The sequence below is a fragment of the Streptomyces sp. NPDC002403 genome (genome assembly GCF_053593015.1).
Genome location: NZ_JBSFBQ010000042.1, coordinates 36651 through 50682 on the forward strand (window position 1 = coordinate 36651; position 14032 = coordinate 50682).

4 protein-coding genes are annotated in these 14032 nt (G+C 74.9%); all 4 read right to left on the minus strand.

From position 1 onward, the window contains the following. Positions 1-72: 72 nt before the first annotated feature. The 4 genes from ACWCPY_RS32565 to ACWCPY_RS32580 are packed head-to-tail and all read right to left on the minus strand — an operon-like array spanning position 73 to position 14013. A complete protein-coding gene (locus tag ACWCPY_RS32565) occupies positions 73-2112 on the minus strand; it encodes a beta-ketoacyl synthase N-terminal-like domain-containing protein (RefSeq protein ID WP_451271051.1) in 2040 nt (679 codons plus the stop codon). After that, complete coding sequence (locus tag ACWCPY_RS32570; RefSeq protein ID WP_451271053.1) at positions 2109-5390, minus strand: non-ribosomal peptide synthetase; 3282 nt, start codon at positions 5388-5390, stop codon at positions 2109-2111. Before ACWCPY_RS32570 ends, ACWCPY_RS32565 begins: the two co-directional genes overlap by 4 nt. 5 nt (positions 5391-5395) lie before the next feature. Further along, on the minus strand, positions 5396-9355 hold the full coding sequence (locus tag ACWCPY_RS32575; protein ID WP_451271055.1) for an amino acid adenylation domain-containing protein: 3960 nt from the start codon (positions 9353-9355) through the stop codon (positions 5396-5398). Beyond that, on the minus strand, positions 9352-14013 hold the full coding sequence (locus tag ACWCPY_RS32580; protein ID WP_451271057.1) for an amino acid adenylation domain-containing protein: 4662 nt from the start codon (positions 14011-14013) through the stop codon (positions 9352-9354). Before ACWCPY_RS32580 ends, ACWCPY_RS32575 begins: the two co-directional genes overlap by 4 nt. Between the last annotated feature and the right edge of the window lie 19 nt (positions 14014-14032).

The following is a 14032-nucleotide window of genomic DNA, read 5'->3' on the forward strand; positions in this document are numbered from 1 at the left end:
CCACGCACCGCACAGGGCTTGGGCCCCGACCCCCTACCGGGTCGGGGCCCAAGCCCTGTGCGGTGGCCCCACTCACTCCGCCTCGAACTCCGAGAGCAGTGCGTCGAGGGAGTCCTCGCCCTCTCCGGTGGCCACGATGCGGCGGGCCATCTCGTGCAGCGTCAGCTGTTCCAGGAACAGCGTGATGGGGACGTCGAGGTCGAAGTCGTCCCGGAGGCAGCCGACCAGGTGGACGGCGGTCAGGGAGTCGCCGCCGGCCGCGAAGTACGTCATCTCCGGGTCGTCGGCGTCCGCCAGACCCAGGGCCTCGGCGAGCAGCGCCCGTACGCCCTGCTCCGGATCGGCACCGCCGCCGCCCTGCTCCGGCTGCTCGGCGGCCTCGACGACCGGGCCGAGGCGGTACGCGCCGTAGCTCTCGCCGGCGAAGGGGTAGGACGGCAGCGCGACCCGCCGGCCGTCGCCCTCCCGCACCACCGGCTCGCCCGCCAGCCAGGCCTCGCCGAGCGGGTCGGGCCCGCCGAGCCCCACCGCACCGCCCGAGGCCAGCGCGTCGAGCAGCTCCGCCGCCCCCGCCCGGTCCCCGGCCCGCACATAGCCGCGCACGGCCATCGGCGTACGGCCCAGACGCAGCGTGTACGCGGTGTCGGCGAGGGACGGGGCGCCCGGAGCCCGCAGCGCCCCGGCCAGCCGGCCGGCCAGCGCGCAGAGGTCCTCCCGGGTGCGGGCGGACAGCAGCAGGAGTTCCGGCGCGCCCTGCGCCTTTGGTGCCCCGGCATCGGTGCGCCGGGGAGCCTCCTCCAGGACCACATGCACATTCGTGCCGCCGATCCCGACCGAGCTCACCCCGGACCGCCGGGGGCCGTGCTCGGGCTCCGGCCAGGCGGCCGGCCGCTCGATCAGGTGGAACGGGGAGTCGTCGAAGCCGAGTTCCGGGTGCGGGCGGCCGGCGTCGGCGTTCGGCACCAGGGTGGCGTGCTCCAGCATGAGCACCGACTTGATCAGCGCGGCCACGCCTGCCGCGGCGTCCAGGTGGCCGATGTTCGACTTCACCGAGCCGATCCCGATCCGCCCGGTGCCGAGCGCTCCCTTGAACGCGGCGGTCGCCGCCGCCGCCTCGATGCGGTCGCCGAGCGCGGTGGCCGTGCCGTGTGCCTCCAGGTACTGGGCGTCGGCCGGGTCGAGACCGGCCGCGGCCCACGCCTCCACGATCGCGGCGGTCTGCTGGTCGACGCCGGGCGCGGTGAACCCGACCTTGGTCGCGCCGTCGTTGGTGACGGCGCTGCCCCGGATGACCGCCCGGACCGGGTCGTTGTCGGCGAGCGCGTCGGACAGCCGGCGCAGCACGACCACACCCACCCCGTTGCCCGGCACGGTGCCGCCGGCCCGCTCGTCGAAGGGCCGGCAGCGGCCGTCCGGCGAGTAGATGCCGCCCTGCTGATGGAGGTAGCCCCGCTTGCGCACCGTGTCCACGGCGACGCCCCCGGCCAGTGCCGTGTCGCACTCGCCCAGCAGCAGGGACTGCACCGCGAGGTGCACCGCCGTCAGCGAGGTCGAGCAGGCCGTCTGCACCGTCAGGCTCGGCCCCTCCAGGCCCAGCCGGTAGGAGATCCAGGGGGCGAGGAACTCGCGGTCGGTGAGGATGCGCACCTGGAGCGCCCCGACGGACGCGGCGAGCCGTGGATCGGTCTGCGCGGCCAGCATGTGCTCGGTGGGGCCGCCGCCGACGTACACACCGGTACGTGCCGTGCCGCCGAGCGGGCTGCGGCCGGCGTTCTCCAGCGCGGACCAGGCCGTCTGCAGGAGCAACCGGTGCTGGGGGTCGAGGGCCGCCGCCTCGGTGCGGTTGAAGCCGAACAGCTCCGCGTCGAAGCGGTCCGCGTCCGCGAGATGGCCCTTGGCCGGTATGTAGTCGCGGCCGCGCACCTCCTGCGGGTCGGCGCCGTCGGCGATCAGTTCCTCCTCGGTGAAATCGGTCACCGAGCAGAGCCCGCCGAGCAGATTCTCCCAGTAGGCGTCCAGGTCGGGGGCGCCGGGGAAACGTCCGCTCATCCCGACGACCGCGATCGCGGAGTCGGCTGCGAGGGGCTCGGCGGCGCTGGCGTTCTCGGTCATCGTGTGGAGCCTTTCCGGTAGCTGAGTCGACGGGCTGCGGCGGTGCGTCGTGCGTGCCGGTCACCGCCGCGCGCGGCGGCCGTGGCGGCGGGAGGTTCGGCGGCGGTTCCGGCGGCGGCCCTGTCGAGGAAGGCCGCGAGGGAGCTGACGGTGGGGTGACGGAACAGGTCGACCAGGCTGAGTTCGCCGTACGTCCCCAGCTCGCGCAGGGCGGACAGGACGCTCAGCAGCCGGATCGAGTTGCCGCCCAGATCGAAGAAGTGGTCGGTGACGGCGACGAGTTCGAGGTTGAGCACCCGGGCCCACAGACCGGCCACCAGCCGCTCGGTCGCGGTGCCCGCGACGGTGGTCGAGCCGTCCGGCCGGCACCGTACGGTGGCGGGTTCCGGGAGCCGGGCCCGGTCGATCTTGCCGTTGCTGCTGAGCGGCATCTCGTCCAGGCGCACGAGCACCTCGGGCACCATGGACCCCGGCAGCCGCCGGGCGAGATGGGCGCGCAGCTCCGCGTCCGGCGGCGCCGCCCCGTCCCGGCCCACGACATACGCCACGAGCCGCTGGGCGGTGCCCGTGCCGCGGACGGTGGCCGCCGCCAGGGCGACGCCCGGCGCACCCGCCAGCAGGGTCTCGATCTCGCCGAGTTCGACGCGTACACCGCGCAGCTTGACCTGGAGGTCGGAGCGCCCGAGGTAGTGGATGAGGCCGTGCGCGTCGATCCGGCCGAGGTCGCCGGTGCGGTACATCCGGGTGCCCGGTGCGCCGTGCGGGTCGGCGACGAACCGTTCGGCGGTCAGGGCGGGCCGGCCGATGTAGCCCCGCCCCAGCGAGGCCCCGGCCACGTAGATCTCACCGGCGACCCCGGCGGGCACCGGCCGGAGCCGCTCGTCGAGGACGTAGACCCGGGCCCCGGGCACGGCGCCGCCGAGCACCACGGGCTCACCGGGGGTGAGGTCGCCGGTGGTCGCGTAGACGGTGACCTCGCTGGGGCCGTACGCGTTCACGATCCGCCGGCCGGGCGCGCTGAGCCGCTCGACCAGTTCGGCCGGGCACGCCTCGCCGCCGACCGCGACGGTCCGCAGCTCGGGCAGCTGTCCGGTCAGGTCGGGCAGCAGCATCGCGGCGGACGGCGGCAGGAACACATAGGTGATGCGCGAGTCCCGCAGCCGCTCCAGCAGCGCTTCGCCGATCCGCTCGTCCTCCTGCGGGATGTGCAGTTCCGCCCCGGCCACCCAGGGGAAGAAGAGGTCGGACACGGCGACGTCGAAGCCGAACGACACGAACTGCAGCACCCGGTCGTCGGCATCGACGGGGAAGGAGTGCCGGACCGCCCGGGTGAGGTTGATCAGCGCCCGGTGCTCGATGGCGACGCCCTTGGGGACGCCGGTGGAGCCCGAGGTGAACAGCACATAGGCGAGGTCCTCGGGACCCGGTGCCCCACCGGTCGTGACGGCCCCCGGCAGGACGGGGTCCGTGACGGCCGGGCGGTCGACCCGGATGCACGGCACCGCCAGGCTCCCGCCCTTCTCCGCGGTCTCCCGGGAGGTCAGGAGCAGCCCGGTGCCCGAACTCCCCACCATGTGGCGGAGCCTGGCCTCCGGGTGCGCCTGGTCCAGCGGGACGTACGCACCGCCCGCGCGCAGGACGGCGAGCGCCGCGATGCCCTGGTCGGCCGAGCGGGGCAGCAGCAGACCGACCCGGAAGCCCGGCCGCACTCCGGCGGCACGCAGCCGGGCGGCCAGCGCGTCGGCCCTGGCGAGCAGTTCGGCGTAGCTCAGGCGGAGTTCACCGCAGACCAGGGCCGTGGCATCGGGGCGTTCGGCCGCCCGGTCGGCGATCAGATCGGGCACCAGACGGTCCAGCGGCGCGGCCTGTGCGAGGCGGTCGGCGCCCGCGATGATCCGGCGGCATTCGTCGGCCGGCACCAGCTCCACGGTGGACAGCGGCGCGGACGGGTCCGCGAGGAGCCCGGCCAGCAGCGTACGGAAGTTCTCCGTCCAGCGGTGGACCGTTCCGGCCTCGAACAGGTCGCTGCGGTAGATGAACTGGGCGGCGAGTCCGGCGCCCCAACGCTCCATGAACAGGTGGAAGTCGAACTTGGCGGTGTCCAGGGTCAGGGGGAGCCGTTCGGTCGTCGCGCCGGCCAGCGCGAGATCCGGCGCGGCCTCGTCCTCGTAGCTGAGCGCCACCTGCACCACCGGGTCGTGGCTGGTCTCACGGACGGGGGCGAGGGTGTCGACCACCGCCTCGAACGGCGCGTCCTGGTAGGGCTGGGCCGCCAGCATCGAGGCCCGGACCCGGTGGGTGAGCTCGTCGAGCGAGGGATCGCCGGACAGGTCCACGCGCATCGCCAGGGTGTTGGTCAGCATCCCGACCATCTCCTGGAGCTCGGGCCGCTCGCGCCCCGACGCCGGATAGCCGATGACCAGGTCGTCGCCGCCCGAGAGACGGGAGAGGAACGCGGCGTACGCGGCGAACATCGTCATGAACGGCGTGGCGCCCGAGGCAGCGGCCACCTCGGCCAGGCGTTCCCTGACCTCGGCGCCGAGCAGGAAACGCTCGGTGCCCCCGGCGGCCGTGCGGACCGGCGGGCGCGGACGGTCCAGCGGCAGCTCCATGGTGGTGGGCGCGCCGCGCAACAGGCCGACCCAGTGCTCCACGGACGCCTCGAACGCCCCGTCCGCGGCGCGCTCCCGCTGCCAGGCCGCGTAGTCGGGGAACTGGATCGGTAGCTCGGCGGGCCGGTACGTCAGGCCCCCGGCCTCGTGCCGGTACCCCTCGGACAGTCCCTCCAGCATGAGGCCGAGCGACCAGCCGTCGCAGACCAGGTGGTGGGCGACGAGCAGCACCCGGTGGCTGCCGTCGTCGACGGCGTACACGGTGCAGCGCAGCAGCGGCCCCTCGGCGGTGTCGAAGGGACGGGCGGCCTCGGCACGCACCAGGTCGTCCGCACGGCCGGCGGGCACGTCCCGGCGGACCGTGAGCGGCACCCGCCCGACGGCCGAGACGCGCTGTGCCGGGGTGCCGTCCCCGGCGGTCCGGAACACGGTGCGCAGCGCCTCGTGCCGGTCGACGAGCGCGTCCAGCGCGCGGCCGAACGCGGCCTTGTCGAAGGGCCCGTGCACCGCGAAGGCGACCGGGACGTTGTACTGGGGGGAGCCCGGGTTCAGCTGGTCGAGGACGAGCAGGCGGCTCTGGGCGTCGGAGGCGGGGAACTCGTACTCCTCGTTCCCCACACCCTCCGCGGCGTAGAGGTCGATGAGATCGACGGCGTCGACGGTCATGGGTTTCAGTCCCCTCGGAGGGCGGTTTCGAGGACCGCGGCGATCTCGGCCGCCGGGCCCTGGGTGAGTACGTCGCTGTGACCGCAGTCCAGTTCGCGCACATCGAGCGCGGCGGTCGCGCGCTGCCAGGCCTCGGTCTTCTCGGCCGTGGTCGGCCATGCGTCATGCGTCGCGGAGAAGAGCGTCGTCCGGCCGTCGTAGAAGGACGGGCACCACTTCCGTACGAGGCCGGTGTGGTGCGCCCCGGCGTCGACGAGGTTGTGCAGACGAGCGGCACAGAGGCCGTCGAAGGCCCCGTCGCGCGCCATGGCGAACACCTCGGAACGCTCCAACTGCCCCGTCGGCGGTGGCAGTTCCGGTGCGTGGGAGTGGAGCAGGATGCGCAGCATCTCGTCCTCGACGGCGGCGGGGTCCAGCGGGGTGCGCCTGATCTCCTCCGGCATCGGCATGGCGTCCACGACGGCGAGCATCCCGACCTCCTCGCCGGCCCGGCGCAGCCGCACCGCCAGTTCGTGGGCGAGCGCCCCGCCGAAGGACCGGCCGATCAGCAGATACGGTCCGTGCGGCTGGAGTTCTCGCACCCGGCGCAGATACTGGTCCGCCATCCCGCCCATGGTGGCCGGGAGTTCACCGACGCCGTTCAGCAGCGCCGGGCTCTGCAGGGTGTGCACGGGGCGGTCCGGATCGAGGTACGGCAGCAGGTTCACGTACGACCAGCTGAGACCGAGCCCCGGGTGCACGCAGATGAGCGGGGTGCGGTGACCGCCGGTGCGCAGGGTGAGCACCGGCTCCAGGCTGTTGCGGTGCGGCTCGTCGCTGGCCGTCGCGGACGCGCGGCGTTCGCGGGTGGCGCGCAGCGGTGTCCGGGGAGCGGGGCCGTTCGTGGACGGCGGCGCGTCGAGCCGGGCGGCGAGAGCGGCCGGGGTCGGCGCGTCGAACAGGGCGGAGACCGGGATCCGTACGCCGAGCACCGTCTCGATCTTCGACTTCAGGCGCAGCGCGGTCAGTGAATGGCCGCCCGCCCGGAAGAAGTCGGTGTCGGGACCGACCGCGGGGATCCCGAGCACCGTGCCGAACAGCGCGCACAGCTCCCGCTCGCGCGCGGTGCGCGGCGCCCGGTGGGCCGCCGGTTCCCCGGCTGGTCCGGGGTCGGGGAGCGCGGCCCGGTCGACCTTCCCGTGGCGGGTGAGCGGCACCTCGTCGATCCGGGTCCACAGCGAAGGCACCAGGTGCGCCGGCAGCCGCTCGGCGGCGTGCTCCCGCACCCGGGCGAGAGTCCGCTGCCACTGCTCCTCCCCGCCCTCGTCCCCGGCCGGTACCAGCCAGGCGGCCAGCAGCTTGCCGCCCGCCGCGTCCCGCCGGACACCGACCACGGCCCGCGCCACTCCGGGGCAGCCCGCCAGCGCGGCCTCGACCTCGGCGGGCTCCACGCGGAAGCCGCGCACCTTGACCTGGTCGTCGGCCCGGCCGGCGAACTCCAGCACGCCGTCCGGTGTCCAGCGGGCCAGGTCCCCGGTGCGGTACATGCGGCTGCCCGGCGGCCCGTACGGATCGGCCACGAACCGCTCCGCGGTGGGGACCGGCCGCCCGAGGTAACCCTGGGCCAGTCCGCTGCCGCCGATGTAGAGCTCACCGATGGCGCCTGCCGGGACGGGGCGCAGCCGGGCGTCCAGGACATGGGCGCGGGTGTTGTCCAGGGGACGCCCGATGGGGACGGCGCCCGGGTGCCCCGCCGAGTCCCGGGACGCGGTGTGCGCGGTGGCGAAGACCGTCGTCTCGGTGGGGCCGTATCCGTTGACGACCGCCGTGTCCGGGCAGTGCTCCCGGATCCGGCGCACGGTGTCGGGCGCCAGGACGTCGCCGCCGGACCACACCTCGCGGAGCCCGGACAGTGCCCCGGGCGCGATCTCCGCGACGGTGCGCAGCAGTTCGGGTGTGAGCATCAGCGCGGTGACCCGCCGCTCCCGGACCACCCGCTCCAGCAGGTCGGGGGTGACCGCCTCGGAGGGGGCGACGACCACCGTCCCGCCGTTCAGGAGCGGGACCCACACCTCGTAGGTCGAGGCGTCGAAGGTGTACGGGTTGTGCAGCAGCACCCGCTCGTGGGCACCACCGGCGAAGCGGGCGTCGACGGCCAGTTCGGTGATCGCCCGCTGCGTGACCACCACCCCCTTGGGCTCCCCGGTGGAGCCGGAGGTGTAGATCACGCAGGCGGCGGCCCCGGGATCGGCGGGCACGCCCTCGAAGGGCGCGGGCCCCGACTCCTCGGTGACGTCCAGCAGCGGGGTACCGGCGGGCAGCCGGGCGGCAGCCGGACCCGTCCCCGCGGTGAGGACGAGCGAGGGGGCCGCCGCCGACATCAGCCGGGCCAGCCGCTCCCGCGGCTGCGCCGGGTCCAGGGGGAGCCAGCAGGCACCCGCCTTGAGGACCGCGAGCTGGGCCACGACCACGGACGCCGAACGGGGGAGCAGCAGGGCCACGGTGTGACCCGGTGCCACACCGGCCCCGACGAGGCGGCCGGCCAGCCGGTCCGACGCGGCGTCGAGCCCGGCGTAGCTGAGCAGCTCGCCGTCCGTGTCGACGGCCGGGGCGTCCGGGGTACGGGCCGCCTGGACGGCGAACCGGCCGGCCGGGGTGGCGGGTCCGGCGGGCGTCCGGGCCGGGCCGTCGGCCAGGGCCAGCAGTCGCCGCCGCTCCGCCGCGGGCAGGGCGTCGATGTCGTCCACCGCCGTCCGGGGGGAACGGGCCAGCTGCTCCAGCACGTGTGCCAGACGCTCGGTGACCGCATCGGCGGAGATGCCCCGGCGGCAGCTCACCGACAGCAGCAGCCGGTCCTCGGCGACTGCCGCGACGGTGACCGGGTAGTGCGTCGCGTCGGCCACCTTCACCAGGCGGACGGCGCCGGGGCCGTCGTCGCCCCCGGTGCTCCGGGGGAAGTTCTCGAAGGCGACGACCGTGTCGAAGAGTTCACCGGCCCCCACGGCGCGCTGCACCTCGGCGGTGCGGGCGTGGTGGTGTTCCAGCAGCCGGGACTGCTCCTCCTGGATCCGCAGGAGCAGGTCCTCCACCCGCTCGCCGTCCCGCAGCCGCACCCGGACCGGCAGGGTGTTGATGAACAGGCCCACCATGGACTCGACGCCCGGCAGGTCGTGCGGGCGCCCCGAGACGACCGCGCCGAAGACCAGGTCGCGGGAGCCGGTCAGCCGGGCCAGGACCAGCGCCCAGGCGACCTGCACCAGGGTGTTGAGGGTGACGCCCGTTCCGGCGGCCCGCCGGACCAGCAGTTCGGTGAGGCCGGTGGTCAGCCACAGCCGTGAACGGTCGGATGCGGTGTCCGGTCCGGCGGGGGCCAGCAGCGCGGGCCGCTCCAGGCCCTCCAGCGACTCGCGCCACGCGGCCTCCGCCTTGTGCCGGTCCTGGCCGCCCAGCCACACCAGGTAGTCCCGGTAGGGCGCGGCGGGCGGCAGCGGCCGGCCCGCCACGAGGGCGGCGAGGTCCCGTTCGACGACCGCCATCGACCAGCCGTCCAGCAGGATGTGGTGGAAGGACACGATCAGTTCGGCGCCGGTGTCGTTCCGCAGGAACGTGGCACGGACCAGCGGCGGGCGGGCCGGATCGAAGCGGAGCGCCGCGTCCTCGCGCAGCACCTCGTCGGTCCGCACGCCCACGGCGTCCGGGGCGAGACCGGTCAGGTCCACCTCGGTCCACGGCACCCGGACCGCCTTCGGTACGACCTGGACCGGCCGGTCCAGGCGCTCGTGCCGGAAGCAGGCGCGCAGGTTCGGATGCCGGTCCAGGAGCGCGGTGACCGCGGCCCTGACCGTCTCCCCGGCGACCGAGGGGCCGGTCACGAACCGGGCCTGCACCAGATAGGGGTCGGGTCCCTCGGTCTGCCGGGCGGCCTGGAAGAGCAGGCCCTCCTGGAGCGGGGAGAGCGGCAGCACGTCCGCGATGCGCGCGTTCATCGTCGCTCCCCCGCGCCGTCGGTGGAGCCGACGCCGTCGAAGCCGGCGTCGAGGTCGTCGAGGTCGTCGAAGTCCATGTCCTGTCCGAGGAGTTCGAGCTGGTCGCCGGTGAGGTCGACGAGCGGGAAGTCGGACGGGGTGTGGACGGCTCCGCCGTCCGGGCCGCAGTGTTCCGCGAGGACGCCGAGCGCCTCGGACCACGCCCCGGCCAGCGCGCGCACCTCGTCCTCGGTGAGCACCCCCGAGGGGTAGGAGAAGCTCGCCTCCAGGACGGGCTCGCCGTTCTCCTCACGGGCCAGCACGTCCACCTCCAGGGTGTGTGCCAGCGGCACGGCGTCCGGGCCTGGCTCCAGCAGCCGCCCGCCCGCCGCGTCACCCGCGGCGAACCGGCCCAGATAGTTGAAGCGGACGTCGGGGGAGGGGAGCGCGGCGAGCGCCGGGCCGGTCCCGGGGTCGAGGTAGCGCAGCAGACCCCAGCCGAGCCCGCCGGAGGGCACCGACGCCAGCTGCTCCTTGACGCACTTCAGGGCCTCCCCGGGCCGGCCGCCCGGCGTCACCGAGGCGGCACCGAGGTCCAGGCGGACCGGGTACTGCGTGGTGAACCAGCCGACGGTGCCGGACACGTCGACCTGGGCGGAGACGGCCTCGCGCCCATGGCCCTCCAGATGGACGACGAGCGCGGAGCCGGTGCCCCGCCGCCGGACGGCCGCCGCGGTCAGCGCGGTCAGCATCACCGCGTCGGGCCGGCAGTTGAAGGCGCCCGGCAGGGTGACGAGCACACTGCGGGTGAGCGCCGGGTCCAGCTCGAAGGTGAGGGTCTCCCGCCGCCCGTCCGACCCCAGACCGTCGGCCAGGCTCGCCGTGTCGTCCGCCAGCTGCCGCTGCCACCAGGGGAGTTCGCCGAGCCGCAGCCCGGCCTCCTGGGAGAGCAGCCGGGACCACCGGGTGAAGGAGGCGCTCCTGGCGGGCGCGGCCCCGCCCCCGGCACCGGGGTCCAGCGTCGCGGCGAGCTCCTGGCCGATCACCCGCCAGGAGAAGCCGTCCACCGCCAGGTGGTGCACGGTCAGCAGCAGGGCGCCGGGCCGGCCGGGGCCGGGGTCGAGCCGGACCGCCCGCACCATCTCGCCGTGCTCGGGCCGCAGGGTGATGGTGCGCGCCAGCTCCGTCGCCCGGGAGTGGAGATCGGCGTCCGCCGGAACGGCGACCCGGACGACCGCCGGGTCGGCGGACGTGCCCTCCTCGGGCACCTGGAGCTCCCAGCCGGTGTCGTCCCCGCGCACCAGGCGCATCCGCAGGGCGGCGTGCCGCTCGACGAGCGAGGAGACGGCCGCCCGGATCGCCGCCAGTCCGGTGCCGGGCGCCAGCGGGAACAGCATGGACTGGGTGAACGCCGCGGTGTCCCGGACCTGTTCGCGCCACCAGTGCATCACCGGGGTGAGGGGCAGCCGTCCGGTCCCGGTGTCCTCCTGCTCCGGGGCGCCGGCGTCGGGCGTGCGGGCCAGCACGGCCAGCCGGGCCGGGGTGCGTACGGTGAACACGTCGTGCGGCGAGAGCACGAGCCCGGCCGCCCGCGCCCGGGCGGCGAGCTGGATAGCCATGATGCTGTCGCCGCCCAGCCGGAAGAAGTCGTCGTCGGCACCGGCCTGTTCGAGGTCCAGGAGTTCGGCGAAGAGCCCGCAGAGGATCTCCTCACGCGCCGACCCCGGGAGCCGGACGGTGCCCGTGGTCCGTGGCGCGGGCGCGGGCAGGGCGTCCCGGTCGAGCTTGCCGTGGGACGACAGCGGCAGCGCGTCCAGGGCCACCACGGCGGCCGGGACCATGGCCGCGGGCAGGCGCCCGGAGGCGTGCAGCAGCAGTGCGTCCTCGTCGATCTCCGCCCCCGGCGCGGGCACCGCGTACGCGACGAGCCGGTCGCTGCCGGCCCCGTCGTGGCGGACGACGGCCACCGCCCTTTCCACGGTGGGGTGTTCGGCGAGCGCGGCGGCGATCTCGCCCGGCTCGATCCGCAGCCCGCGCAGCTTCACCTGCTCGTCGCCGCGCCCGAGGTAGTACGTGCGGCCGCTGTCGTCCCGGTGGGCGAGGTCACCGGTGCGGTACATGCGGCTGCCGGGCGGACCGTAGGGGTCGGCGACGAACCGTTCGGCGGTGAGCGCGGCGCGGCCCAGGTAGCCACGGGCGAGCGCCCCGCCCGCCAGGTACAGTTCACCGCCCGCCCCGGCCGGCACCGGACGGAGGCGTTCGTCGAGGACATAGGCGGTGGTGCCCGCCACCGGTGTGCCGATGGGCGGCACCGTGCTGTCGGGCTCCAGCGGCCCGGAGAAGGTGGAGACGACGGTCGACTCGGTGGGCCCGTAGGCGTTGTGGAAGCGCCGCCCCGCGGTGGCCCAGCGGGCCACCAGCTCCGGCGGGCACGCCTCCGCGCCGACGACCAGGGCCCGCAGATCCGGGTGAGTTCCGGCCGGTACGGTCGCGAGCACGGACGGCGGGACGAACGCGCAGGAGATCCGGCGCTCGCTCAGTACCGTCCCGAGGGCCTTGCCCACGAGCGGGCCCGGGGGAGGAAGCACCAGGGTTCCGCCCGAGCCGAAGGCCAGGCACAGCTCGCCGACGGAGATGTCGAAGGAGGGCGGCCCGAGCTGGAGCACCCGGCTGTCGGCGTCCAGTCCGATGCCGTCCACCAGGCTCCGGGTGAGCGCGGCCACACCGGCGTGGGTGACGACCACGCCCTTGGGAGTGCCGGTGGAGCCGGAGGTGTGGATGACGTGGGCCACGTCGTGCGGTGCCGGGCCGCCGGGCGGCAGCGGCTCCCCGGACCAGGCGTCCTCGTCGAGGACCAGGGTCGGGAGCCCCGTCTCCAGGGGCGTGGCGCCGGGTTCGGTGACGAGGAGCACGGGCGCGGCCTCGGCCAGGACCCGGCGGAGCCGCTCGGCCGGGTGGGCGGGGTCGAGGGGCAGATAGGCGGCGCCGGCCCGCTGGACGGCCAGCGCCGCCACCGGCCAGTCGCTGCCGCGGGCGAGGGCGAGGGCCACGACCCGCCCGGGGCCGGCCCCGAGACGGACCAGCCTCCCCGCCAGCCGGGCCACCCGGTCGTCCAGCCGGCCGTAGCTCAGGGTGTGCCCCGGGGACTCGACGGCCGGTGCGTCCGGTGTACGGGCCGCGTGACGCGCCACCAGCTCGGGCAGCGAGAGGGGGGCGGGGGCGGCGGGCCCGGCGGAACCGGCGAGCAGCTCGTCGCGCATGGCACGGGGTACCAGGTCGATGTCCCCGACGAGCGCGGTGGGGTCGGCGGTGATCCGCCGCAGGAGCTCGACGTAGCACTGCGTCCAGCGGGCCACCGTCTCGGGGCTGAAGACATCGGTACGCAGCCCGAAGCTGCCCTCCATGCCGTCACCGCTGTCCTTCACCACGCCGACGAGGTCGTGCTCTCCGCCGGTGTGGATGCGCTCCGGCTCCGCGAACTCCTTCATCACCGAGACGCTCGGCTGCTGCGTCAGGTGCATGAACACCCACTGGTACAGCGGGGCCCGGCCCGCGCTGCGCTCGGGTGCGGCGGCCGACACGATCCGGCCGACGGGGACGTCCGAGTTGGCCATCAGATCCGGGAAGTCGACGGCGAACCCGGCGAGCACATCGGCGAAGGACCGCTCGGGCGTCACCTTCCAGCGGGTCGGCACGGCGTTCATGACGTACCCGATGACCTGGTCCAGGCCCTTGGCCGCTCGGTTGGCGATGGGGGTGCCGAGCACCAGGTCGTCGGCGCCGCTGACCCGGTGCGCCAGGACGGCGAAGGCGGCCATCAGCACGACGTAGACGGAGGCACCGCGCTCCCGGGCCAGGGCCCTTACGGCGGCGGTGGTCGGTGCGTCGATGCGGAAGGGGACCTGCGCGATGCCGTCGCCCTCGGTGACGGCTGCGGCGCCGCCCGGCACGGTGAGCGGACCGGGCGGGTCGGCGAGATAGCGCCGCCAGAAATCGAGCCGGCTCGCGAAGACCCCGGACTCCTCCAGCTCGCTCTGCCAGGACGAGAAGTCGGCGTACTGGACGGCGGGGCGGGTGAGGGGCGGCTCCAGTCCGTCGCGCAGGGCGCCGTACGCCTGCGCGAACTCGTTCTGCAGCACGTCGAACGACCACCAGTCGCTGATGGTGTGGTGCAGACTCAGCATCAGGGTGGAGCGCTCTTCGCCGACCCGGACGAACCGGGCCCGGATCAGCTTGTCCCGGCCGAGGTCGAAGGGGCGGCTGCGGAAGGTCTCGAAGGCCTCGTCGATCGTCCTGGCGGTGCCCCGCAGATCCTCGCGCTCCAGATCGAAGCCCGCCTCGTCGCGGAACTCGACGTGCAGCTCGCCCGACGGGTCCGTCACGATACGGGTCCGCAGGATGTCGTGGTGACGCTGGATCAGTGTCAGCGCCGCCTCCAGATGCGCCGGGTCGACGGGCTGCTCGAAGTGGTACGCGGCGCACAGGTTGAGCGCGGGCGTGCCGGGATACAGCGAGTCGTACACCCACAGGTCGTGCTGCGCGGGGCTCAGCGGCACCCGGCGGGCGGGGTCGCGCGGCGGTATGACGGCGGGTATCTCACGGGCCCGCCCGGCCTCCAGCAGACGGCGCATCAGGCGGACGCGCTGCTCCCTGCCGAGTGCGCCGAACCGGTCGGCCATGGAAGAAGGGGACGCGGCA

Coding starts and splice junctions, on each gene's coding strand:
- ACWCPY_RS32565 (WP_451271051.1), bottom strand. CDS start 2,112: ATGACCGAGAACGCCAGCGCCGCCGAGCCCCTCGCAGCCGACTCCGCG.
- ACWCPY_RS32570 (WP_451271053.1), bottom strand. CDS start 5,390: ATGACCGTCGACGCCGTCGATCTCATCGACCTCTACGCCGCGGAGGGT.
- ACWCPY_RS32575 (WP_451271055.1), bottom strand. CDS start 9,355: ATGAACGCGCGCATCGCGGACGTGCTGCCGCTCTCCCCGCTCCAGGAG.
- ACWCPY_RS32580 (WP_451271057.1), bottom strand. CDS start 14,013: ATGGCCGACCGGTTCGGCGCACTCGGCAGGGAGCAGCGCGTCCGCCTG.